At 55.0% G+C, this 21,993-nt stretch carries 26 protein-coding genes; 6 read left to right on the forward strand and 20 right to left on the reverse strand.

Going from position 1 to position 21,993, the window contains the following annotated elements; translation table 11 throughout:
• Window positions 1-241: 241 nt before the first annotated feature.
• Window positions 242-1,390, forward strand: coding sequence for a glycosyltransferase family 2 protein (locus tag AC01ZF_RS17135; RefSeq protein WP_424677528.1), 1,149 nt, complete (start codon window positions 242-244; stop codon window positions 1,388-1,390).
• A gap of 46 nt (window positions 1,391-1,436) precedes the next feature.
• On the opposite strand, the gene AC01ZF_RS17140 is transcribed toward AC01ZF_RS17135, so the two are convergent.
• Window positions 1,437-1,721, reverse strand: a complete 285-nt coding sequence (locus AC01ZF_RS17140; protein WP_424677527.1) for a 50S ribosomal protein L25 — start codon at window positions 1,719-1,721, stop codon at window positions 1,437-1,439.
• Window positions 1,722-1,855: 134 nt separating this feature from the next.
• Between AC01ZF_RS17140 and priA the strand changes: the two genes are divergently transcribed.
• The gene (priA, locus tag AC01ZF_RS17145) at window positions 1,856-4,390 is read left to right on the forward strand and encodes a replication restart helicase PriA (protein WP_424677526.1); all 2,535 of its coding nucleotides are present in this window, start codon (window positions 1,856-1,858) and stop codon (window positions 4,388-4,390) included.
• 88 nt (window positions 4,391-4,478) lie between these two features.
• On the opposite strand, the gene AC01ZF_RS17150 is transcribed toward priA, so the two are convergent.
• The 7 genes from AC01ZF_RS17150 to AC01ZF_RS17180 all read right to left on the reverse strand — a co-directional run bounded on the left by AC01ZF_RS17150 (window position 4,479) and on the right by AC01ZF_RS17180 (window position 8,200).
• On the reverse strand, window positions 4,479-4,709 hold the full coding sequence (locus AC01ZF_RS17150; RefSeq protein WP_424677525.1) for a hypothetical protein: 231 nt from the start codon (window positions 4,707-4,709) through the stop codon (window positions 4,479-4,481).
• A 310-nt stretch (window positions 4,710-5,019) separates the two neighbouring features.
• A complete protein-coding gene (locus tag AC01ZF_RS17155) occupies window positions 5,020-5,832 on the reverse strand; it encodes a hypothetical protein (protein WP_424677524.1) in 813 nt (270 codons plus the stop codon).
• Window positions 5,833-5,973: 141 nt separating this feature from the next.
• The gene (locus AC01ZF_RS17160; protein ID WP_424677523.1) at window positions 5,974-6,168 is read right to left on the reverse strand and encodes an Ig domain-containing protein; all 195 of its coding nucleotides are present in this window, start codon (window positions 6,166-6,168) and stop codon (window positions 5,974-5,976) included.
• A 102-nt stretch (window positions 6,169-6,270) separates the two neighbouring features.
• Window positions 6,271-6,708, reverse strand: a complete 438-nt coding sequence (locus AC01ZF_RS17165) for a hypothetical protein (RefSeq protein WP_428132838.1) — start codon at window positions 6,706-6,708, stop codon at window positions 6,271-6,273.
• Between the two features lie 57 nt (window positions 6,709-6,765).
• Window positions 6,766-7,596 (reverse strand): hypothetical protein, encoded by an 831-nt coding sequence (locus AC01ZF_RS17170; protein ID WP_476575536.1) that lies wholly within the window; start codon window positions 7,594-7,596, stop codon window positions 6,766-6,768.
• 39 nt (window positions 7,597-7,635) lie between these two features.
• Window positions 7,636-8,040 (reverse strand): hypothetical protein, encoded by a 405-nt coding sequence (locus AC01ZF_RS17175; protein WP_424677311.1) that lies wholly within the window; start codon window positions 8,038-8,040, stop codon window positions 7,636-7,638.
• A gap of 31 nt (window positions 8,041-8,071) precedes the next feature.
• Window positions 8,072-8,200, reverse strand: a complete 129-nt coding sequence (locus tag AC01ZF_RS17180; RefSeq protein WP_424677312.1) for a hypothetical protein — start codon at window positions 8,198-8,200, stop codon at window positions 8,072-8,074.
• Window positions 8,201-8,473: 273 nt separating this feature from the next.
• Here AC01ZF_RS17180 and rarD point away from each other — a divergent pair, with 273 nt between their 5' ends.
• Complete coding sequence (gene rarD / locus AC01ZF_RS17185; RefSeq protein WP_424677313.1) at window positions 8,474-9,382, forward strand: EamA family transporter RarD; 909 nt, start codon at window positions 8,474-8,476, stop codon at window positions 9,380-9,382.
• On the opposite strand, the gene cofC is transcribed toward rarD, so the two are convergent.
• The 4 genes from cofC to AC01ZF_RS17205 form a co-directional block, all read right to left on the reverse strand.
• Entirely contained in the window at window positions 9,368-9,991 is a 624-nt protein-coding gene (gene cofC, locus AC01ZF_RS17190) for a 2-phospho-L-lactate guanylyltransferase (RefSeq protein ID WP_424677314.1), read from the reverse strand. The genes rarD and cofC overlap by 15 nt on opposite strands.
• 11 nt (window positions 9,992-10,002) lie before the next feature.
• Window positions 10,003-10,947: a 2-phospho-L-lactate transferase gene (gene cofD / locus AC01ZF_RS17195; RefSeq protein ID WP_424677315.1), complete on the reverse strand. Its 945-nt coding sequence runs from the start codon at window positions 10,945-10,947 to the stop codon at window positions 10,003-10,005.
• 62 nt (window positions 10,948-11,009) lie between these two features.
• Complete coding sequence (locus AC01ZF_RS17200; RefSeq protein ID WP_424677316.1) at window positions 11,010-11,858, reverse strand: tetratricopeptide repeat protein; 849 nt, start codon at window positions 11,856-11,858, stop codon at window positions 11,010-11,012.
• Window positions 11,859-11,955: 97 nt separating this feature from the next.
• Entirely contained in the window at window positions 11,956-12,702 is a 747-nt protein-coding gene (locus AC01ZF_RS17205; RefSeq protein ID WP_424677317.1) for an SURF1 family protein, read from the reverse strand.
• Between the two features lie 191 nt (window positions 12,703-12,893).
• Between AC01ZF_RS17205 and AC01ZF_RS17210 the strand changes: the two genes are divergently transcribed.
• Genes AC01ZF_RS17210 through AC01ZF_RS17220 form a run of 3 tightly spaced genes read left to right on the forward strand, consistent with a single transcriptional unit; the run spans window position 12,894 to window position 15,892 of the window.
• On the forward strand, window positions 12,894-14,939 hold the full coding sequence (locus AC01ZF_RS17210) for a serine carboxypeptidase (RefSeq protein ID WP_424677318.1): 2,046 nt from the start codon (window positions 12,894-12,896) through the stop codon (window positions 14,937-14,939).
• Window positions 14,940-14,941: 2 nt separating this feature from the next.
• Window positions 14,942-15,724, forward strand: coding sequence for an alpha/beta hydrolase (locus AC01ZF_RS17215; RefSeq protein ID WP_428113523.1), 783 nt, complete (start codon window positions 14,942-14,944; stop codon window positions 15,722-15,724).
• 39 nt (window positions 15,725-15,763) lie between these two features.
• Window positions 15,764-15,892, forward strand: coding sequence for a hypothetical protein (locus AC01ZF_RS17220; protein WP_428132846.1), 129 nt, complete (start codon window positions 15,764-15,766; stop codon window positions 15,890-15,892).
• A 1-nt stretch (window position 15,893) separates the two neighbouring features.
• Here AC01ZF_RS17220 and AC01ZF_RS17225 read toward each other — a convergent pair whose 3' ends face one another.
• The 8 genes from AC01ZF_RS17225 to AC01ZF_RS17260 all read right to left on the reverse strand — a co-directional run bounded on the left by AC01ZF_RS17225 (window position 15,894) and on the right by AC01ZF_RS17260 (window position 21,544).
• Window positions 15,894-16,373 carry a PaaI family thioesterase gene (locus tag AC01ZF_RS17225; RefSeq protein ID WP_424677321.1) on the reverse strand — a complete coding sequence of 160 codons (480 nt, stop codon included), beginning with the start codon at window positions 16,371-16,373 and terminating at the stop codon, window positions 15,894-15,896.
• A 30-nt stretch (window positions 16,374-16,403) separates the two neighbouring features.
• Window positions 16,404-17,003 (reverse strand): class I SAM-dependent methyltransferase, encoded by a 600-nt coding sequence (locus tag AC01ZF_RS17230; RefSeq protein WP_424677322.1) that lies wholly within the window; start codon window positions 17,001-17,003, stop codon window positions 16,404-16,406.
• Between the two features lie 136 nt (window positions 17,004-17,139).
• On the reverse strand, window positions 17,140-17,616 hold the full coding sequence (gene smpB / locus AC01ZF_RS17235) for an SsrA-binding protein SmpB (RefSeq protein WP_424677323.1): 477 nt from the start codon (window positions 17,614-17,616) through the stop codon (window positions 17,140-17,142).
• Between the two features lie 27 nt (window positions 17,617-17,643).
• Window positions 17,644-19,086, reverse strand: a complete 1,443-nt coding sequence (locus tag AC01ZF_RS17240) for an O-antigen ligase family protein (RefSeq protein WP_476575537.1) — start codon at window positions 19,084-19,086, stop codon at window positions 17,644-17,646.
• Entirely contained in the window at window positions 19,076-20,053 is a 978-nt protein-coding gene (gene glpX, locus AC01ZF_RS17245; RefSeq protein ID WP_424677325.1) for a class II fructose-bisphosphatase, read from the reverse strand. Before glpX ends, AC01ZF_RS17240 begins: the two co-directional genes overlap by 11 nt.
• Window positions 20,054-20,167: 114 nt before the next feature.
• Entirely contained in the window at window positions 20,168-20,728 is a 561-nt protein-coding gene (locus AC01ZF_RS17250; RefSeq protein WP_424677326.1) for a VTT domain-containing protein, read from the reverse strand.
• A 79-nt stretch (window positions 20,729-20,807) separates the two neighbouring features.
• Window positions 20,808-20,963, reverse strand: a complete 156-nt coding sequence (locus AC01ZF_RS17255) for a hypothetical protein (RefSeq protein WP_424677327.1) — start codon at window positions 20,961-20,963, stop codon at window positions 20,808-20,810.
• 128 nt (window positions 20,964-21,091) lie between these two features.
• Window positions 21,092-21,544 (reverse strand): DUF5995 family protein, encoded by a 453-nt coding sequence (locus tag AC01ZF_RS17260; protein ID WP_424677328.1) that lies wholly within the window; start codon window positions 21,542-21,544, stop codon window positions 21,092-21,094.
• Window positions 21,545-21,993: the final 449 nt, after the last annotated feature.

The following is a 21,993-nucleotide window of genomic DNA, read 5'->3' on the forward strand; positions in this document are numbered from 1 at the left end:
TTGCCCTTGCAACGCTGCGTAGTATAGCGAATCCCTCCCGATTTGTCAAGCGCATACCTCCGATCACGTTTTGTCTCTCTGGGATACGAAAAAATCGTTTTGGGCGAAGTGCTACTGCTGAGAGATTTCGGGCGGTATTCGATGGTTCTTTCCGCAAAGTTGGATACCGATGCTTGACTGAGACCAGGCGGCAATAAGCTGTTATACTATCTATTGGTCGCCGGCCATATCTGAGGTGTGTATGTGGTTTGCTCTTCTATGGGTGCTGAGCGGCTTTGCCCTGATCGCTAGTTTTGGCATGAACTGGCAGCGCATGCGTCGTATTCCACGTCTATCGCCGCCTTGCTTGCCACCTGATCCGCCGTTGATCTCGATTCTGATCCCGGCACGAAATGAAGAACGAGTGATTGGTCGTTGTGTGAGGGGTGTCCTTGCGCAGCGCTATCCAAACTTCGAGGTGATCGTCGTTGATGACGGGTCTACCGACCGTACCCCGGCAATTCTCGCCGATCTAGCCGCTAACGATCCGCGGTTGCGCGTGATACCGGGGCGCACGTTGCCGCCGGGTTGGGTGGGTAAGTGTCATGCATGTCAGCAGGCCAGTGATATGGCCAAAGGGACTTGGTTACTGTTTCTCGATGCTGATACCGTCCCAGAGCCGGATTTGGCGGCAGCGTTGCTTTGTCACGCATTGGCAACAAATGCCGATCTGGTAACAATTTTCCCCTTCCTTGAGTTGGGAACGTGGGCTGAACGCTTGGTCTTACCATCATTCGTGGCCTTAATTGTCTCGATCTTTCCTTTCGAGCGCCTCTCTCAACCTGATGTTCGTCCCACCGAGGTACTGGCGAACGGTCAATGTCTGTTTATACGACGTTCAGCTTACGACGCAGTTGGTGGTCATTATGCTGTACGTGGTGAAGTTCTTGAAGATGTTCGACTAGGTCAGACGTTGCGTGCCGCCGGTTTTACCGTCCGTGGTGCGATTGGGATGGAATATCTCTCGGTACGAATGTATACGAATGCCCGTGAGGTCGTCGAAGGCTTGATGAAGAATGCATCGGCCGGTTCACGTAGCGGTGGTTGGCGCTCACTTGCCGGGATGGGATTACTATTAGGACAGGCGTATGGACCGTTGATCCTGATGGTCGGTGGGTTGCTTGGTGGTGGTGTGGCCGGTCAGGCGGCATTGGTCGCTGGCTTGTTGTCATGGCTGGCCGGTTTACTTTTTTGGGGGATGTTGTATCGTGGATTTTATCGCCTGAGTCCCTTCTATGCGCTCTTGTGGCCAATGGGGCTGCTGCTGTATCTAAGTATCGCCGGTTGGGGCATTGTACGAGTCTGGTTAGGCTGGGGTGTGATGTGGAAAGGCCGGCGCTATGCAGGATGATGTCCCTGGCACCGGCCTTTGCTGCGTGTTGGATTGCGCTTGGTTGTTACGCCAACTTAAAGTCGACGTGCAAGAACTTCCGCGTGACCGGGTGGCGTTGGACGACGTAAATGACGACCGGGTAGGTTGTGCCTTCGATGTCGAGCGTGAACGAATCTCCCTTCGGGACGGTGCGGAAGATCTGCTCGAAGTCGCGCTCATTGACTTGAATAGCTGTCGTTTCTACCCCTTTGCCGTAAAAGTTGGCGGGTAGAATGCCCTCGCGACGTAAGGTCTTCACTTTTTTGCCGAAAATGTAACGGCGTTGAGCGGTTAGTGTGACGTTGGCCATTGGATACCTCTCTTTGATGTTTACGGAGGGGAGAAACTGGCCCGCTGCCAGTCCGAGACCCTCCAGCAATCCAACGCGATAGTATATCACACCTTTGCCTGCTTGCCGTTGTGTGAGGTGCATTCTTGGCTTCGATGTCTGATCGAGAGTGTAACGATCTCGTGGCAGAGGTAGCGGTGCGGACACCATCAGTTGGCCGCCGTCACAGTTCGATCTTTTCATACCGTGTTCCACCCCATTTGCATGAGCGTATCTCTGTTGGGCACGTGGTGTGGGTGCCATTGCGTCAGCAGCAGGTGCAGGGTGTCGTCGTTGCGTTGCAGGCACGTGTTGCTACGGCATTGCGTGATGTGATCAATCTTGTTGACCCTGAGTTGGCTATCCCGCCGTTGTGTATAGCGTTAGCGCGTTGGGTTGCGGAAACGTACTATGCCCCGTTCATGGCAGTGCTCGATCTGTGCTTACCGCCAGGCGTTGCTCAGCAGGCAACAACGACATGGCGCGCAACGCCGGCCGGATTGAAATATGAGCTAGGTGATTTACCCGATCGGGAACGGGCGATTCTGTTTTATCTTCGCCGACACGGTGAACAGAGTGAGACCGATTTGCGAACGGTGCTACGTGGTAGCGACGCGCATTTACGCGCTGCGTATCGCTCATTGGCCGAACGCGGTTTGATTGTGCGTGGCACGTGTGTCGAGCCGCCACGGGTGCGGCCACGGCGTGAACAAGTTGTGCAACTTGCGGTTACCGACCTCGATCGGGCATTGGCAGATTTGCGACGGGCACCCCGGCAAGCGACGGTAGTTCGCTGGTTGGCCGATCATGCTGCCGGTGCGCCCCTGACGCTCACCGAATTGCGTCGGGCTACCGGTATCGATACTGCGGGTATTCGTGCGCTTGAGCGGCGTGGGCTGATTACAATCAGTGAGCGCGAGGTGTACCGTAATCCACTCCTCACGTTGGTATCACCACCTGATATATCACCACCACTTACTGCTGCTCAGCGTGCCGCTTACGAACTCATCGTAGCTGATCTTGAAGCCGGGGCTGGCGGACGGTTTTTATTGCACGGGATTACCGGTAGTGGCAAGACAGAAGTCTATTTACGGTTGGTCGCACGTGCCCTTCGTTTGGGTCGACAGGCGTTGGTGTTGGCTCCTGAAATCGCGTTGACTACGCAGTTGGTACGCCGATTTGCCGCTCGTTTTGGCAATCAGTTGGCAGTCTTGCACAGCGGTTTGAGTGATGGTGAACGGTACGATGCGTGGCGACGCCTGCGGCGAGGCGAGGCCCGTATCGTTATCGGCGCCCGTTCGGCATTGTTTGCTCCCTTGCCTGAACTGGGGCTGGTGATTGTCGATGAAGAGCATGAACCGGGATTTAAGAACGACACGGTTCCTCGCTATCACGCACGTGATGCCGCGTTGCAACTCGCCGAATTAGGTAGGGTAACGGTTGTGCTGGGTAGTGCGACGCCAAGTGTCGAGAGTTTCTATGCAGCGCGAAGGGGGTTTCTGCATCTCGTGACATTACCGGAACGGATCGGTGGTCAGTTTGGGGTTGATGGTCTCGTGCATACACGACCCCTGCCCTTACCACCGGTGCGGCTGGTTGATATGCGACGTGAATTGCAGCAGGGCAATACTTCGATCTTTTCTACCATCCTTCACCACGCACTCGCGCAGACGCTAGAACGGGGACAGCAAGCCCTGCTCTTTCTCAATCGGCGGGGCGCAGCTTCGTTTATCTTTTGTCGTGATTGTGGCTATGTCGCTCGTTGCCAGCGTTGTTCAACACCACTGACGGCACACTACGATGATGCCGTCGTGAACGAAACCGATGAGCCGTACCGCATTCTGATCTGTCATTCGTGTGGTCAACGCACCGCCATGCCGGTTGTCTGTCCGCAGTGTCTGAGTCGTCGTATCCGCGCGTTAGGGACAGGTACGCAGCGTGTGGTTGAGACAGTTCGTGAACTGTTTCCACAGGCGCGGGTAGCGCGCTGGGATCGAGACAGTGCTTCCGGTAAAGATGCCCACAATGCTTTATTGGAAGCGATGTTGGCTCGCCATATCGATGTGTTGGTAGGCACCCAAATGATTGCTAAAGGTCTTGATCTGCCGTTCGTTTCGTTGGTCGGGGTGATACTGGCCGATACCGGCTTGTACGTCCCTGATTTTCGGAGCGGTGAACGTACCTTCCAACTCTTAACGCAGGTTGCCGGCAGAGCAGGACGGCGTAGTGAAGGGGCGCAGGTTATCATTCAAACCTATCAGCCCGATCATTATGCACTGCAAGCAGCCCGTGAACACGACTACCAGGCGTTCTTTCGTGAAGAAATCGCATTTCGTCGCGCACTTGCTTATCCGCCATTTGGGCGGTTGGTGCGGTTTGTCGTCCATGCGGCTAGCGAATCAACCTGCCGACAGCGAGCTGAGCAGCTCGCCAAAACGTTACATAATTACATTCGCGATTATGATCTCAGCGGTTGGCGACTCATCGGTCCAGCACCGGCCTTTTTTCACCGGCAGCGGTCCCGTTGGCGATGGCATATCCTGTTGCGTGTTCCGGCCGATACGTCCACTGCTATAATCACCGCCATGCTTGAGGCAGTTGGGCCACTCGATGGCTGGATCATTGATGTCGATCCGGTACAGGTGTTGTAGCTAGACCGGTTGATGTTGAGCGGAATTAAAACGGGCGAGTTTTTAACTCGCCCATTCTGGTTAAGGCACTTACTGGCTGCTGAATGAATTAGGCATACTCCGCGATATTCTGCTTGGCCGTTCGCGCTGCGCGGCGGCGCATGCTAGCATCGAGCTGCGCAAAGAACTCATCGGGGTTGACGCTTGCGGCTGCACAAGCATCGGCAAAGCGTAGATGACTGCGGTCGATCCGGTTTTCACGTAGGAAGGTGCGAGCCTCCGCACCGAATGTCTGCAATATTTCCTCAACTGTGTAGTTCTCAAAGTTCCCGTTGCGCATTGCTGTGCTCCTTTACAAGATTGGCTTCGCCGCGATGGTTTTGTTGCTGTTGACGATTCGATTATACTGTACTATCTGCACAATTAGAATGGGAGTTAATTTGTGCAAATAGTACAAAATTCTCACGCAAAGGACGTTAACGCAAAGGACGTTAACGCAAAGGGCGCAAAGGGCGCAAAGGGCGCAAAGGACGCAAAGATGCTGACGCAAAGGCGCAAAGGGCGCAAAGGACGCAAAGGATGACACCCTCTCACCCTTATTTTGGGATTAGCGACGGTTTGAGTTATTTACCTGCAATCTTGGTACAACTCTAGAATACCGTTGTTGGATTAGGTTCATTATTACTCACGTTACGCTCTTCAGCCTGTAACGCATACTCGCTAGCCCATACTTGAATACCAGGCCATTCGTTAAGTGCTGCCTGATGAACTGCATCAGGTCGCCAAATCTGTCGGATGTAGTCCTGATCGATTTGAGAGGGATGCAAACTCTTGAAAGGAACGACGGTGGTGGTTTCTCCTTTTCCCCATTCTTCCTCTTCGCCGGGGCCGAGCGGCAAAGCAAGCTCGTGGAAGGTAACAATATCTGGATGTTTGGTACGGTCTATCAGATGGTCTGCTGACTCACAAACACGTCCATGGTCGAGGAGTGCAGCTAGCAGCACGTCACTCATTCGCGAACGCACCGATAATTGCACCAGTCTCATCACTTCCATTTGGACGAGTAGATCGAGGTGACCACGCACGGCCATCCGACTGCGGTCATTACTACCCCATCGTATACCTATGCCGGCTGCTGCTGTGGCATGAGCGTTGCGACCAAGGCTTCCGGCGACTGTCTGAGCAACCGGCCCGCTCGTAATAGGGTAGAACCGAATTGTCTCTCCTAGTTTCCAGTGCCGAACGATTTCAGCTCCACCTTGCCGCTGGTGTTTGATTTCGATCTGATCGATCTGAGCAGCACGTAGGCGTGTGTCGAGTTCATCGTCACGCCCAACTTCAATGTGGAAACCAATGTATGGGCTAAATCGTTTACCGCCGACCGGTCGAGCTATACTCTTACCGTTGGCGTATTGGAGGGTTATGGCTTCGCTAGTGCTTTGAACTCGATTGCGCCCTATCATACGTACTCCTCTTTTTTACCCGTACCGTATCGTGGATACAGTATAGAACAAAAGTTCTAATTTGTAAAGAGGTGTCCATGATAATGCCCTGCCGGTATCGTCACTACCGACAGGGCATCATCGGTGTTGTGTTGCGTTTTATTAGGGCGCTATGCGCATGATAATCGGTACATAGAGTTTCATTGGTTCGACCACAATCTCATACGAGAAGCTGGTATTTTGTCCGTTACCATCGCTAACGATGATGGTAAAGGTATATGTACCGATTTGAGTGACTTGTCCCGCCAATCGTCCGTTAGTATGAAGTGTCAGGCCGGGTGGCAGTTCACCGCTCACCTGTAGGTGTAATTACCGCTACCACCACTGACAAGCAATTGAGCGTCGATGTTACTACCGACGGCTATTGATGCCGGTAAGTCAAGTTCGAGTTGTGGCGCTTCACCTGGCGTCGAGAGTGGGCTGACAGTCGGGAGTGGGCTGGCGGTCGGGAGCGGGCTGGCGGTCGGGAGCGGGCGTCGGGGTGGCGGTAGCGGTCAGTTCGGGCGTCGGGGTGGCGGTGGCCGTCGCCGTCGGTTCCGGCGTCGGGGTGGCGGTAGCGGTCAGTTTGGGCGTCGGGGTGGCGGTAGCGGTCAGTTTGGGCGTCGGGGTGGCGGTAGCGGTCGGTTCCGGCGTCGGGGTGGCGGTGGCCGTCGGCGCCGGATCAACGTTTGTCAGCGTAAAATCAATGCTAAAGCTGCCAGCCGTTGCGGTGACAGTGTACGTACCAGCCACATTATTGGCCCGCACCGGAATTTCCACGATTCCATAGAGATCGCTCACGCCGCCATTACCCGCGGGGAAGGTTGCGCTAGCCCCGTTAGCGGGAGCAGTGAACATAACGTAAATCCCACTCAGCGGGTTGCCGTTCTCGTCGCTAACCCGCACTCGCAAGGGTTAGGTAAAATCGGTGTTCAGCAAAGCACTTTGGTTGTTGCCGTCATACACATTAACTACCAGTTGCGGCAGTGCAACTAGATAGACCTTATTCGTTTCGTAAACAATTTTGAATGGATAGCCACTAACCTTAACCACGGTGTTGTTGGGCAAACTGCGGAAGGTACCAATAATCCCTCCCGTGGCTTGATGCTCAATGATTGTCCAACTGTCGCCCGTGTTAGGTGTGTAACCGGGGACAAGTGCGAGTTCCAGCTCAGCACCGTCTGGGTTACCTATACCGATCAGTTCAATTTTTGCATTGGAACTACGATTGTTTGTGGTGTTTTTTAACACCAGTTTGTCGCCTGAAGGTCCAATGTCAAATCGGAGGCGAATATCCGGTCCGTGCAAGCGAGCACCATCCCCGTTGCCTTCGACAGACAGAACACCTTGACCACGGATAATGGCGCCGGTGTTCACATCCCGTTGATCGCCGATACCGATCTCGCCACCATCGGATGTTGAATTAAAGATGATAGCGCCGACGATGCCACTGCCATAGAGATTAAGTTGATCACTACCTTCGTTACGCACGAAAGCGCCGATATTGTTGCTACCACTAAGATTAATCGTCAGATTGCCGCTGCCGGGTTTGCGGAGATTACGACTTTTCGCTGGGTCGGTAACGCCGGCAAAAGTGACATCACCTTCGACGACAATAAGTCGGTTACCGGGTAAACTCAGTGGTGTGCTAAAACTCAGACGATAGTCTCTGCTTGCAAAGGTAAAATTGTTGTTGAATGTCGTAACTTGATTGGCGATGACTCTATGGCTGCCGATGTTAATCAACTGACCACCGAGTAATTCAAGCTTTGAGGTGCCGAAAGCCTAATCATCGGCGATAATTACCGAACCATTGTTAATAATCGTCTTGCCCCGGTGCTCGTTAGGGGTTAAGAGGTAGAGATCACCTGCGCCGGTTTTCGTAATTCCGCCGCTACCGCGCAGCAGGTTGTTAGGACTAAGCACCGTCAGACTATTATTGGCGGCAATGTCGAACGTAATGTCTTTCTGTAGATCAATCGGTACACCAATGATATGATTGCCTCTCAGGGCGCGGATAGAGCCGAGGCCGGCAGGCGGAAAATACAGACTGCCGCTGCCAAACAGCCAGTAGGTCATATCGCTGTCGAAGCGCACTTCGCTGATCTCGATTGAGCTACTATTGAGGATGACAGTGCGAGGATACGGCGCATTGGGAAACACTGCAGTGTCATTCCGGGTCTGCTGCACAATCCCACCGCTCCAGTTAGCAAGGATCGTTTCAGTTGCCGTTGCCGCCGATCCAAGTGCTGGTGGCCGCGAAGACGGGGCGGCTGATGAGCGACCAGATGACGAGCAAGGTGATGGTAGTCAGTGCCGAAAGCATTGCTCGCTTCATCGGGCGTTGCATGACTCAACTCCTTAGCTGCGATGTAGTACTGCTTTTAAACCGAATCATAACCGAAGTCCGAACCGAAATATTACCGAACAGGTCGATTGATCGAGCAATAAGGGGAACATTGAAAAGTTGTTATCTAGAGAGAAGTATGGAGGGAATATGGCGAGATACTGATATGATTTTAAAAAACATTCATCTTAATGATGAATGTTTTTTAAACAAAGAAACGTGAGGTCTTATTCTTAAGAGTTATTGTAGTACGATTACTTATCGTAGAAAGTCGCTATGATCCACAAAACCTCTCTGCAAGGTGTTGGTGCAGCAATTGCTGCTTACGCTCTCTGGGGACTACTGCCAATCTACTGGAAGGCCCTGAATGGTGCAACCGCGACCGAGATTCTTGCCCACCGCATGATTTGGTCGCTCCTCTTTTTACTCGCCGTGCTGGTGGTGCGCCGGCAGTGGCAGTGGGTGCAGGTGATGCGCCGCCAGCGCCGGTTGCGTTTGACCTATCTGGCTAGCGCGACCTTGCTGGCCGCTAATTGGGGGATTTATGTGTGGGCGGTGCAGATGAACCGGGTGGTTGAGGCGAGCCTCGGTTATTTTATCAACCCGCTGGTAAGTATTGCGCTAGGTGTGATTATCCTTCGCGAACGATTGCGCCCGGCACAGTGGTTGGCGATTGCTCTTGCCACTGCCGGGGTTGCTTGGCTCACCTACAGCGCCGGCGCGTTGCCGTGGATTGCGTTGGCTTTGGCGCTGTCGTTTGGCTTTTATGGTCTCTTGCGAAAGCAGACTCCGCTCGGTTCGTTCGAGGCATTAACGGTAGAGACGCTGTGGATGTTTCTCCCAGCCTTGCTCTGGTTGAGTTGGCTTGCCGGGAGTAACGGTGGGATTCACCACGATACCGGTTTATGGTTATTGCTCATCAGTACCGGTGTTGTGACAGCAGCGCCATTGCTCTTTTTCGGTGCGGCAACGAAACGTATTCCTTTGACAACCATCGGGATTCTGCAATATCTGGCCCCGACCTTGCAACTCTTACTGGGGGTGTTGGTCTACGGTGAGCCATTTTCGTCGACACAATTGATCGGTTTTGGCGCAATTTGGGTGGCGCTGGCGGTCTATACTATCGATTCCCTGTTGGTGCTGCGCCGTTACCGGCCAACGTCGCCCGCATCAGCGACATCTTAATCGATCATCGTACAACGCACAGCAAAACTGGCGTAACCGCTCGCTATCGTCGAGATCGAAAGCGAGCGATGGGGTTTCAACCAGACATGTACGCAGACCGAGGTTGGTTGCGGCGTTGAGATGGCGAGCTGCACTGTTGAGGCCGAATTGAAATGGTATCGGTGATGGTAAGCGGATGGCCAAGGCGTTCGTACCGCTTCGCTCTTGATCGGGCGCAAGGACAAGATCGGCTTCGGCTAGGGCGTCGTATATGGTGATGATGTCTGTCGCAGTAAGAAAGGGCAAGTCGCCGGCCAGCACGATCATTGTATGCGTACCGTACCTCTCGAGTTGCGTTCGTGCCTCGTTCAGGGCCAAGTTAAGTTCTTCATGACGGTCGCGGAGCCATTGCACGTTGTAAGTAGCTGCCATGGCGGCCACCGTATCATCGGCGCTGACCAACCAGATGTGTCCCGTCAGATTACGACGTGTGATCGCCTGCTGTGCCGTACTGATGACATGACGGACGAGCCGTAAGACCAACCGTTGGCGGCTGGCCGGATCGAGGACACCGGCCAGCCGTGATTTTGCCAATGGGAGCCGTTTAACGGGGATCGCAATGCCGATCACGGACCTACTCCTCAGTTGTTCGTCATTGCAGTGAGGCCGGCAAGTTCTAACGCTGCCCGTGCTAATGCTATCTTTTCCGCTATGCCGACCATGATCGTGTCGGTCACAAGCGGTTGTATACCGAGGGACTGAATGGCCGGAGCAAGTTCGGTGTCGACGGTATCAATGACGATGCCATCGATAAGGTCAGCATACGCCTCAGCCACACCAAGCGCAGTAGGTTGCATGCCAACAGCCTTCATCATTGGGACGGCCGGTCCTTTGATGGCTGCACCACCAACAATTGGGCTAATGGCGATAACCGGTGCTGTAGTGGAGCTGATTGCTTCACGCACGCCGGGAACGGCAAGAATCGGCCCAACACTAACGACCGGATTACTTGGCGCGATAATAATGGCGGTGGCGTTAGCCAACAATGGCAGCAGCGCGGGTGCCGGTCGTACCGGTCCGGCGGCGTGGAGTCGCACTCCATAGATTGCTGGCTGGCACCGTTCACGGACAAAATACTCTTCAAAGTGTAACTCACCGTGATCGGTGATAACTTGGGTTGGCGCAGGATCATCACTCATCGGAATGATCTGCACTTGTACCCCCAATGCCCGTCGAATCTCATCGGCGACCTGCGAAAGGGAAGCGCCGTCGCGCAGGCGGGTCGTGCGATAGATATGCAAAGCTAGATCACGGTCACCAAGTTTGAACCATGTTGGTGCACCCAGTCGTCCGAGCCATTGCATGCATTCAGTAGTATCCCCGACGATCCCCCAGCCTTGCGCACGATCGATTACTCCCGCCAGCGTACACGTGACGATGTCGAGGTCTGGTGAAATGTGCAGACCATGCATGACCATATCGTCACCGGTATTGACAATAGCCGTGATCTGGTCCGGTGCAACAATTGCAGCCAGTCCTTCTAAAAAACGAGCGGCGCCAACGCCGCCTGACAACACAACGATCATAGTCATTCCTAGTACATGAGAGCCGCACAACGTGCGGCTCCTGTGCTGTGGTTACGCCATACTTAGAAGAGAAGATTGGCCAGACGACGGCGGGCCGGCCCTACCAGTGGGTGATCGTCGCCGAGCAGCGCAAAAAGTGCGAGCAGCGCCTTGCGTGCGCCGTCATCGCGGAATGACCGGTCACGTCCGACGATAGTCAGTAGATGCTCGATTGCCGTGGCATAATCGCCGGCGCGGACAGCGGCTGCTGCCTGGCGGTACAGACCCTCGCTCCCCTCTGCCGGCTCGTTGGGCGCACCGACCAGATCGGCAATCGGCAAGCTAGCAATCGCTCGGCTACCAAACGAGCTACTAGCCGGTATTTGCTTAAGAGTAGCGATCCCTTCGGGATCACCGCGCAACGCCAGCAATCGGCCCAAATTGAACAGCGCCGTCTCGTTCTTCGGATCTTGGCCCAGAATCAAGCGATAGCGGGCAATTGCCTCATTTGGATTCGTCGCTTCGAGCGCCTGTGCCATCGCCAGCAGATCGGCGTTGCGGTCGGGCACCACCCGCTTCAGCCAAGCGCGTACCTGACTCTCCGGCAACGCACCGGTGAACTCATCAACGATCTTACCCTGATACACTGCCTTGACTGCCGGGATGCCCTGAACGCGGAACATCTGGGCCAGTCGGGGATTTTCATCAACGTTGATCTTGGCCAGTACCCACGAGCCGCCGGCTTCACGGGCAAGTCGCTCAAGCGTTGGTCCGAGCACACGGCACGGCCCGCACCACGGCGCCCAAAAATCTATGACCACCGGTGTTGTCTGCGAACGCTGCAATACTTCGCGTTCAAACGTTGCTTCATTTACTTCAATCACTGCTTCATAGGCAGTAGTGACACTTGCCTTATTGGTTACTCCCACCATGCCACTGTTCTCCTTGCACCACTTGTTTATTACCTGCATCTAGTGTACCAGAAAGCTGTTGTTACAGTATTTGCACTATGTAAGAAAAGTGTCAATCTTAGGTGCGCTGTAGCTCCTGCCGCAAGAGCACGATGTAGCCAACGCCAACAATAGCGGCAAACGTAAACCATTGCAGAGCATAGCCCAAATGTGGTCCCTCATCGAGTCGATACGGATCGGGCGGACGGGGCAAGCCGCTACTACCGTCCGGCAGTTGGGCAATGAAGAGGGGCAACAGGGGCGCGCCAACTTGCTGCTGAATTGCCGGTACATCGACTCGTAGCCAGGCATTGATACGTGTCTCGCCAGGTAGCGGTAGGTCCCGTCCGGCGAGCGGGCTGTCAGGACGCAATTGAGGCGCTTGGGCGATCCCTTCAATGGTGACCGGCCGAGTTACTGCGTAAGCCGTGGTTGCGCCCTGCGCTGAAGGCAACCAACCTCGGTCGATGAGCACAGCATACTCACTGCCCTCAATCTGTAACGGAGTGAGCAGGTGAACGCCGTCAACTCCGCTATCCGAGCGTTTTCCCCGCAGCACCACACTCTCTTCATTGCGAAAGGTACCGCTAACGACTACCCGCCGCCCAATCACGGTGGCCGGATCGGTCGTCGGGGTGAGACGGATCGCCGGTTGGGAGAGTGCTGCTAAGCGGGCAGCGTTTGCCGCTCGTCGTTGAGCGAGTCGGTCGAGTTGCCAAAAACCGAGCGCAATCAACATGACGAATATCGTTACCGCAAAGAGGTGTTTTGCAATCCACCAGCCGCGTAAGAGGCGGTGAGGTGTTGGTACGCTTGTGATGGTCATAGATTCAAACTTCTCTTATCATAGGTGATGCTTACGAGAGGCAAAAGGTAACATCGGGATATGCCTCTAGAGTATGATACCACGCTCTATTGAAGAACAAAGATGCTAACCGGTCTCCACGTCGCCCGTCCCTTCTGTTGCTTCCCACGCGCTATGGTATACTTGCACCATACGTGTGAGGAGGAGCGACGATGAAGCGAGTAGTTAGCATTAGTCTCGGTTCGGCACAGCGTAACTACCAAATCACGGTGACGGTGCTTGGCCGGCAGGTTGAGGTGCGCCGGATTGGCACTAACGGTGATGTAGCCCAGGCGATGGCCTTGATCCGGGAATTTGATGGCAATGTTGACGCAATCGGTCTCGGTGGGTTGACGCCGGTGTTTCGGATTGGTCGTGCCCGTTATCCTCATCAAGAAGCGATCCATATCGCAGCACAGGCACGGCGGACGCCGGTAGTTGATGGTGGTGTCGTCAAGGTGATTTTGGAACGATGGGCGATTGCGCAGGCAGTGCGTCAGATTCCTTCATTATTACGGTACAAGCGCGTATTGGTTGCCAGTGGTGTCGAACGGTATCAGTTGGCAGCCGCAATCGCTCAATACGAACCAGAATTGCGTTTTGCCGATCCGATTATCCACACCGGTCTTCCTTTCTTACCACTACCGCGTTCGCTTGAACAACTCGAATTGTACGCGGCTACCGCGCTACCGCTGCTTGCGCTCCTACCTTACCGTTTTATCCACCCGGTCGCGCTCGGTCAAGAGGGCTATGATCCACGTGCTGCCGCTCTCTTCCAATGGGCTGATGTCATTGCCGGCGACTTTGCGTTCATTCGTCGTTTTGCCCCGGCCGATCTGACCCGCAAAGCAGTTATCACCGATGATCCATCTCCCGCGGAAATCGAGGACTTGCGCCGGCGTGGAGTGACGACCTTGGTGACGATGACACCACCTCTGAGTGAAGAACGCCCTTTTCTGGCGGCTGATGCAATCGAGGCGATTATTACGGCGATTACCGAGAGCACACGCCAGCCCGGTGATGCCGAGGTCATCGATTTTATTACTGCTGCCGGCTGGGAACCGACGGTACAAGATCTTAATCCGCGCCCGAAGCCGCGCTTTGCCTTCGTGATCCATCCGTTGCGAACCGAACTGATTGCCAATCACCGCTGGTTCCGTTGGACGCGCTACCTACCGCCGCGTTTAGTGGAGCTAGTTGCCGCCGAGTTTCCACCGCTCTACCTGTCGCGGATCCGTGGGATTCGCTCGAAAGCGACCGGCGAAGAGGTCGAAGGTATCCTCCTCACCCTTGGCACAACGCCGCGCGAGATGATGCGCCGACCACCGAGTTTTACCTATCGTCGGTTGATTAAAGCGGCGCGGATGGCGGAACGGATGGGGGCACAGATTATGGGCTTGGGCGCATTCACCTCTGTCGTCGGTGATGCAGGGATTACCGTAGCCCAGAAATCCAACATCGGTATCACTTCAGGTAATTCGCTGACGGTAGCCGCAACGCTTGAAGCTGCCAAGCGGGCAGTATTCCTGATGAAGGGAGGCAAGCCGGAACGTGTACGGGCCGTCGTGATTGGGGCAACCGGCTCGATTGGCGCTGTCTGTGCCCGCTTGCTGGCACAGGCAGTACATGATGTCGTCCTGGTGGCACCACGTGCCGAACGGTTAATCGCGCTCAAGAAACAGATCGAATCTGAGACGCCGGGAGCGCGGGTTGTGGCCGCGACCTATGCTGATGCCCATCTCGGTGATGCCGATTTGATCATCACTACGACCAGTGCTCTGACCGGTAAAGTCATTAATATCGATAAACTCAAACCCGGAGCAGTGGTGTGCGATGTGGCTCGCCCACCCGATGTAAAAGAGGAAGATGCACGGCGACGGCCCGATGTACTGGTGATTGAGAGTGGTGAGATCGTGTTACCCGGTGAGCCGGATTTTGGCTTTGATATCGATATGCCACCCGGTACGGCCTACGCCTGTCTCGCCGAAACGGCGCTACTGGCAATGGAAGGCAAGTTTGAAGATTATACCCTTGGTCGCAATATCGAAATCGAACGGGTAAAAGAGGTTTACCGACTTTGGAAAAAACACGGCCTCGAACTCGCTCGTCTGCGCTCGTTTGGGATGTATGTGACCGACGAGATGATCGCCGAGAAGCGGCGGTTAGCCGAAGAACGACGGCGTCAGTTGGGCTTGCCGGCGGATAAGGTGCTCGAGTAGTCATGAATCTTGAATGGATAACGGCCCAGCCGCAACGGGCGCTGGAGGTACCACCGGTACTTCTCATTCACGGCGCATGGCACGGTGCGTGGTGTTGGGCCGAACGGGCATTGCCCGATTTGGCGGCACGTGGCTTCACAGCGCATGCTATCAGCTTACGTGGGCATGGGGCTAGCCCGCCGGCTCGATGGTCAACGACCATCTGTGATTACGTCGCCGATGTCTACGCGGCAATCACCACACTCGCTCAGCCCCCGCTTTTGGTTGGGCATAGCGCCGGTGGCTACGTTGCTCAGTTACTAATGACCGGGAGGTGTCGGCCCTCCCCAACGCTCGCCGGTGTGGTCTTACTGTGTAGCTCACCGGTTTCTAGCCCAGCCTATTTTTTGCGGCGCTGGCGGGAAGGTGCGCAGATGGTCGATATTCGCGCGCTGTTGCGCCGCAACCCTGCTGCGGTACGGGCAGCTCTCTTCAGCCCTGATATTCCACCCGCCGACCTCGAACGTTACCGCCAACAGTTGGTTGCCGAACCGCCCTTGGTGACAATGACCAGCATGCTTGTACGTCCTCGCCCGACTGCATGCCGAACACCGGTGTTGGTGATTGCTGCCGGTCAGGATGCCATCTTCGATATACCTGCTCAACAAGCACTTGCTGCTGCCTATCACGCCGAACTGTTGATTGTGCCGGATGCTCCGCACGATGTGATGCTCGACCCAGCGTGGCGTTTGGTCGGAGCGGCGATTGCTCACTTTGCGGTGACCGTCGGCAAGGTGCCGCGATAGCCAAACATGCACTCATTTTGATCTGAAGGAAAGCCTCACATGTCTGAATCGATAACATCGGCGATCATCGTGCGTGATCCGGTCAAAACGTATGAAGTTCCCGAACGCGATGCCGGTCTGTGGGCAGCAGTCCGTAGTCTGGTTCTTACTATCTGGTACAACCGATAGACTAGTCACGCCTGAGCAAGTTCGCTAACATATGGTCAGGCGCTTGGACGGCTACCACCTCACCCTGTACCGTTGTTTCGCCGTCGACCTCAATCCAAGCCTCAACGACCATCTTTCGGCCCGCTATTTCTTTGACCCGACCATGAATAATTAATTCAGGACCAAGGGGGGTTGGTTTGAGAAAGTTTACCCGTAATGATGCCGTCAGATAACGTAAGTAGGGGGCGGTACCGGGTTCACGACCGGCAGCAGCATAGGCTGCGGCTGCGGCAGTGCCGGTACCGTGGCAATCGATCAGTGAGGCAAGCAGACCGCCGTAGACATAACCGGGTACGGCTGTATGATAAGGGCGAGGGGTAAAACGAGCGATAGCTTCATTGCCGTTCCAAACACTCTTGATCTGAAGACCATCAGGGTTGAGACGGCCACAACCGTAACAGTGACTCAATTCGTCGGGGTATGTGTCTTGAATGGCGTTCATGGTAGCTCCGTAGTCCAACCCAACTCACGATTACAGTCGACGCAGATAGATCCATGCCGAGGGGCCACGCTGCCCCATAACAACTGTTTCACCGGGGACAAATTGCTCGACGGTAAAGCGTCGGCGTAGTTCTTCCATCAACAGCGATTGCTCAAGACTCGATCTCAGGGTTTCGCGGTGGGGATGGTTGCTGTCCCGCAAATGAGCGAAAAAAGTGAACAGTCCACCGGGGCGTAGGAGCCGCCGAACTTCATCAAGATACGCCTTTAGCTCGACTTCGCTAAATCCGTGGCCACAACCGACATCGATGGCGAGGTCATACGGCCCGGACAGAAAAGGGAGGTTGGTCGCGTCGGCGACGTACAATCGCACGCGGTCGGTCACGCCGGCGTTGTTCACGCGCTCTTGAGCGATAGCAATAGCCTCAGGGACAAAATCAATCCCATCAACCTGCCAACCGGCGCGGGCTAGCCAGATACATGCACGACCGGTACCGCAGCCAAGATCGATGGCTCTTCCCGGGGGTAGTTCTTGGCTCAGGGCAATAATCTCAGGTGGCGGTTCGGGATGATCCCATGGAATCTCACCGGTGAGGTAGCATTCACGGATGCGGTGAAAACGATCGGTCATTGTGGTTCCTCAATCGACTCGGTAAACTAAGCTGAATCCGGTGTTACCACGTTCATCTTCTGCATCAGCAAGCTCACTATTCGTAGCTGTGATGACAGACGGCAGACCACGCATCACACGGGGCAGAAGTCACAGTCTATTCGCGTATTCGCCGTTTCAATGCGCGTTCGATATCACGTTCGGCATCGCGGCGCGCAATATCCTCACGCTTATCGTATATTTTCTTGCCACGAGCGACGCCCAGCTCGACTTTTGCCCGTCGGTCTTTCAGATATATCTTCAACGGCACCAGCGTCATTCCCTTCATCCGTACCAGGCCGTTCAAGCGGTTAATTTCACGGCGATGGAGCAGCAGTTTCCGTGGGCGCAGTGGATCGTGGTTAAAATATTTACCTGATTGCTCGTAGGGTGCGATATGGGCATCGTACAGAAACACTTCATCATCGACCACGCGGGCAAAACTTCCGCGCAGATTAACGCGGCCGGCGCGCACCGATTTTATCTCGCTACCGGAAAGCACAATACCGGCCTCGATAGTCTCTTCAATATCGTAATCGTGACGTGCCTTGCGATTTTCCGCCACGACGGCGATATGGTTCGTTTTGGTTGCCATGGGTAATCTCAATCAACCATAAGATAATTACGACTCATTGATCAGCCATTCAATGGCACTACCTAGCCCCATCGTACACCATAACAAGGTTGCCATATGGCTAAACTCAATATTAAAGAAATAGTGATCGGCCAACCCAACGGCCAATGCTGCTACAACAGCCTCCTGACAACCGAGGAGCCAACTGGTCGATTCGTCATCGAGCTGCGGCAAAATGTGGAGACTGCGGGTATACCAAAAGCCGATGAGGCCGATAAAGACGACCAGGCCGACCAAGCCCATGCGCTGAGCGATTGCCAAATAAATACTACTGACGCCGGCCGACAGATCAAGGTCTGGTGCAGCACCAAACCCAATACCAAACACCGGGTAGCGCTGAATAATCGCGATTGCATTGGCATACTCATCGAGCCGCATTTGCTGGGCTTGATCGCGAAACTGGACACCGGAGAGCACGCGGTTGATAAAGTCGTCGGCATATCCCAATCCCATGAGCAACACACCTCCCGTGACTCCGGCGATGATCATATAGCGCCACAGCCGTCGATACCGCACCGTCGCGAGATATGCAGCAGCGATGACCAAGCCGAAGAGGGCGGCGCGCGAAAAGGTCAGTAAAAGTGTCAATACCTGTATCCCGCCGAGGGTTGCCAACAACCATCGCGGCAAAAGGGGGTGTGGTGCTGCCAATTGGGTTAGGGTAAGTACGGCGACCAGTGCTAACATCCCGCCAAAGCTGTTCGGATCGACATTCAAGCCAATCGCCCGTTCGAGGCCGTTCGGATCGTCTTCGACGTAGCGTAGCACTCGACCACTTGTTGGATAGCCGATCCGGCCCAGTGCTACCAACAACTGTAGGGCTGTTGCATCAGGTAATACCCACAAGATCAAACCGATGAGGGCCGAGATCCCACCGACAATAATCAATGCACGCACAACTAAACGAGCTGTATCGCGGTCACGCACACAGTTGATCACGGTAAGATAACAGAATACCCCCAAGACAAATTTCGCGTAATTGTGTAAGGTCTGCGGATCGGGCAAACCACGTGCGCCCAATATGAGCGAAAAGAGGGTCAAACCGAGAAACCCGATCAGGGGGAGACCGAGCGATCCGAAGCGAACGTCATAGGTGTCTGAGCGAGCCAATGCACGTAAAAACCAGACAGCATTCAGCGTAACGAGTGTTACCGTCAGAAAATTCGGAGTAATAATGGCTTTAAAGGGGAGCGTGCCGAATGGGATAATCGTTGCAATCGCCAATGCGGCAATTAACCCTGCCTTGACACTGATCAACAGTGCAGTAGCTAACGCAAGGGCGAGTAGGCCAGCGACGGCGTACAGTGGCCCGAAAGCGGTAATCCCACCGATCAGGCCACCACAAGCCAGTGCCAGCCCGGCAATGAGGAGTGGTGATTGAACAATCTGGTCGCGCAACGTTGGCGGTTGCGCGGGAATATTAATGGACATACGGCATATCAGAGATGCGCATCAACTTATCCCAACGGTGTGTAGCATCGATATAGCGCACCGTTCCCGAACGTGAGCGCATCACCACGCTATGGGTACGGGCACCACCGCCAAAATACTCAACCCCGCGGAGAAACTCACCGGAGGTGATACCAGTCGCAGCCACTACCACATTCTCACCCCGCACGAGATCGCGGGTCGTAAGCACTTGTTTCGGATCAAGGCCAAGCTCAGCCAGCCGGGCGCGTTCTTCATCATTCCGTGGCCAGACTTTACACTGTATCTCGCCACCGAGACACTTCAGGGCGGCAGCCGTCAACACCGCTTCTGGCGCACCGCCGATCCCCATCAGGATATCGGCAGGCGGATTTTCAATGCTGGTCATGATCCCGGCGCTCACATCACCGTGCGGAATGAGTTTGATCCGAGCACCGACCTCGCGGATTTGGCGGATCAGGTCTTTGTGACGGGGTCGATCAAGGACAACGACCGTCACGTCTTCAACCTGTTTATTGAGAGTACGAGCTACTGCACGAATGTTGTAGGCGACCGGCGCATTAATATCAATTACGCCTTTGGCCCGTTCACCGACGGCCAGTTTATCCATATACGGAATACCGCGCCAGTTGTAGAACGAATGACGCTCGGCGACGGCGACGATAGCAATCGCGCCAGGCATGCCTTCCGCCAACAAGGTGGTACCTTCAACCGGATCAACCGCTACGTCGATCTCTTCACCCTCACCATTCCCAACTCGTTCGCCGATATACAGCATCGGCGCTTCGTCTTTCTCACCTTCACCGATTACAACGATCCCGTTCATCGGCACGCTGTTGAGTGCCATCCGCATCGCATCAACTGCCGCTTGATCGGCGCCGTGTTTGTCGCCGCGGCCCATCCAACGCCCCGACCGGAGGGCTGCAGCTTCAGTAGCCCGTACTAGATCCATTCCAAGGTTGCGCTCCATTGCCAACCTCCGCTTGCTTGCTAGCGATCCCTGATAATTGGCGCGCCAGCCTCACGCCTTGTAGTAGCCTCAATTGTAGCACAGGAGCGCCAACAACGTGTGGCTCCGCGTCGGCTACCAACCCCCAAAGATAGTGTAGCCAAGGATGACTACCAGCCCCATCCGCACAATACGCGCGGCAAACACCGTGACAACAAACACCCAGACCGGCACACCGACGGCACCGGCGATAATTCCGGCAACGTCGAAGAACGGATTGGGCGGAGCGGAGAGGACAAACAACACCACCGGTGCGCGCCAGCGATGCTGTATTTGGCGATGAACCCAATCGTAGAACGCGGTGCGCTCCATGGCCTTGCGCCCGCTCCGTCCGGCGTAAAAGGCGACCAGCTCGCCGAGCACCGAACCGGCAGCGGCGGCGACGGCGACGCCATAGGGGTTAAAGGCTTGTCCGAGCCGGATCAAGAGTGGATAATACGGTACCGGCACCACAATGGAAGCGTTGGCGATCCCAGCCGAAAGAAAGGCACCCAAGTAACCAAGGGCGCCTAACCGTTCGACCAAATCGGGGGGTAATAAGATAAAGACGAGTACGTTTGCAACTGCAATCGCAATGCCAACGACAGCGGGCCATAACCATACCCGCCAAAGCGGCGGCTGTGTTTCGACAGACATACTCCCTCTTTCGATGATGAAAAGAACGTTTGATGATGAATTGCTCCAATTCTGATCGCCGTTCTGGCGAGAGCCTTATTCAGATCAGCCGTAGCCGGTTCAGCCAGCGTAAGGGATACCCAAACACCCGAGCGCCGAGGGTATCACCGCTGAGTAAGCGGGTGCGCTGCGTGGTAAGGTGGTCAATGTGCTGGCGGGCAGCGGTGCGTTCTGCGTCGTCGTTTGTTGCAATCATCTGCATTGCTTGCTGCCAAACATCGTTGCGCCAATTGCGGATTAAATTGCTGTACACCACTCGTCAAGTGAGCCGAAAGCACGGTCAAGGATACGCATAGCGTGCGCATACGGCGCAATTACCTCGTCTTATACCCGATCGATCGTGAGCGCAATCACCTGATTAACCTTATCGTAGTCTGATCGCCGTTGCTGGCGTTCACATTCCGAAAGGTGTGACCATTCCGGGCGTAGCAAGTCATCCAACACCAATACTAGATCGTAATTGATATGCGCATTCACCCCCAAAAGCAGATGTTGCACGATGGCTATATCGCGCCGCGCAGCAACAGCGAAGGTATGCTGCCAGACCCGCGGCCCGCCGGTTGCTTGTTCCCACGCCGTAAGGGCGACAAAATAATAATCGGCAAAGTTACCAATGCGCTGATTCACCCACGCTGAGTCGTGAAACTCACCACGTTCTACCGCAGATAGCATATGCTCGGTCATACGATAGTAACAGGCCAGAAAGATGGCCCTGCGGTCGCCGGCTGTATTCCACCGATTAACCAGCGACAGCATACGTTCGGTTAAGGCGGGCATGAAATTTCCTTTCTGGCCTATGAGGGCACAGGCGAAAGAGAAACCGTGACCTGCTCACAGTGTACCACGCAAATTCGTCGATTTGTGATGACTCTATTACGTACCTCATCGCAAGAAATATTGCTTGAGAAAGCGTTAAATCGTCCTTGCACATAGCCGCTTGACAAAACGGGCAAGCCTTGCTATACTCCTCATCGTCAATCGCACGGCGGTTGACCCGGAAAACGGCCCACACGGGCACGCTCCGCACCAAACGACCCGTCGCTCGTCGGCGCAGCACATCGTGCCTGCACCGCTTTTTTTCGCCGTCGGGTCGGTCGTACCTTGACAACTCACGCGATAGAACCGTCTAGACCATCTGCGTTGCACCGGGCTCGTGTCCACCCGAGCCGGTGCGCCGTCGGACCGCGTTGGTCCCGACGGAGGGAAGACATGATGAGCACACGATG

The sequence above is a fragment of the Chloroflexus sp. genome, assembly GCF_056331925.1.

Excerpts from the sequence above, each read along its gene's own strand:
- AC01ZF_RS17240 (WP_476575537.1), bottom strand. The coding sequence starts at position 19,086 with ATGTCCATTAATATTCCCGCGCAACCGCCAACGTTGCGCGACCAGATT.
- AC01ZF_RS17165 (WP_428132838.1), bottom strand. The coding sequence starts at position 6,708 with ATGTTCACTGCTCCCGCTAACGGGGCTAGCGCAACCTTCCCCGCGGGT.
- glpX (WP_424677325.1), bottom strand. The coding sequence starts at position 20,053 with ATGGAGCGCAACCTTGGAATGGATCTAGTACGGGCTACTGAAGCTGCA.
- cofD (WP_424677315.1), bottom strand. The coding sequence starts at position 10,947 with ATGATCGTTGTGTTGTCAGGCGGCGTTGGCGCCGCTCGTTTTTTAGAA.
- AC01ZF_RS17180 (WP_424677312.1), bottom strand. The coding sequence starts at position 8,200 with ATGCAACGCCCGATGAAGCGAGCAATGCTTTCGGCACTGACTACCATC.
- AC01ZF_RS17200 (WP_424677316.1), bottom strand. The coding sequence starts at position 11,858 with ATGGTGGGAGTAACCAATAAGGCAAGTGTCACTACTGCCTATGAAGCA.
- AC01ZF_RS17250 (WP_424677326.1), bottom strand. The coding sequence starts at position 20,728 with ATGTCTGTCGAAACACAGCCGCCGCTTTGGCGGGTATGGTTATGGCCC.
- AC01ZF_RS17205 (WP_424677317.1), bottom strand. The coding sequence starts at position 12,702 with ATGACCATCACAAGCGTACCAACACCTCACCGCCTCTTACGCGGCTGG.
- AC01ZF_RS17220 (WP_428132846.1), top strand. The coding sequence starts at position 15,764 with ATGTCTGAATCGATAACATCGGCGATCATCGTGCGTGATCCGGTCAAA.
- rarD (WP_424677313.1), top strand. The coding sequence starts at position 8,474 with ATGATCCACAAAACCTCTCTGCAAGGTGTTGGTGCAGCAATTGCTGCT.
- AC01ZF_RS17140 (WP_424677527.1), bottom strand. The coding sequence starts at position 1,721 with ATGGCCAACGTCACACTAACCGCTCAACGCCGTTACATTTTCGGCAAA.
- AC01ZF_RS17225 (WP_424677321.1), bottom strand. The coding sequence starts at position 16,373 with ATGAACGCCATTCAAGACACATACCCCGACGAATTGAGTCACTGTTAC.
- AC01ZF_RS17210 (WP_424677318.1), top strand. The coding sequence starts at position 12,894 with ATGAAGCGAGTAGTTAGCATTAGTCTCGGTTCGGCACAGCGTAACTAC.
- AC01ZF_RS17230 (WP_424677322.1), bottom strand. The coding sequence starts at position 17,003 with ATGACCGATCGTTTTCACCGCATCCGTGAATGCTACCTCACCGGTGAG.
- AC01ZF_RS17255 (WP_424677327.1), bottom strand. The coding sequence starts at position 20,963 with ATGATTGCAACAAACGACGACGCAGAACGCACCGCTGCCCGCCAGCAC.
- AC01ZF_RS17150 (WP_424677525.1), bottom strand. The coding sequence starts at position 4,709 with ATGCGCAACGGGAACTTTGAGAACTACACAGTTGAGGAAATATTGCAG.
- AC01ZF_RS17260 (WP_424677328.1), bottom strand. The coding sequence starts at position 21,544 with ATGCCCGCCTTAACCGAACGTATGCTGTCGCTGGTTAATCGGTGGAAT.
- smpB (WP_424677323.1), bottom strand. The coding sequence starts at position 17,616 with ATGGCAACCAAAACGAACCATATCGCCGTCGTGGCGGAAAATCGCAAG.
- AC01ZF_RS17135 (WP_424677528.1), top strand. The coding sequence starts at position 242 with ATGTGGTTTGCTCTTCTATGGGTGCTGAGCGGCTTTGCCCTGATCGCT.
- priA (WP_424677526.1), top strand. The coding sequence starts at position 1,856 with ATGTCTGATCGAGAGTGTAACGATCTCGTGGCAGAGGTAGCGGTGCGG.
- AC01ZF_RS17155 (WP_424677524.1), bottom strand. The coding sequence starts at position 5,832 with ATGATAGGGCGCAATCGAGTTCAAAGCACTAGCGAAGCCATAACCCTC.
- AC01ZF_RS17215 (WP_428113523.1), top strand. The coding sequence starts at position 14,942 with ATGAATCTTGAATGGATAACGGCCCAGCCGCAACGGGCGCTGGAGGTA.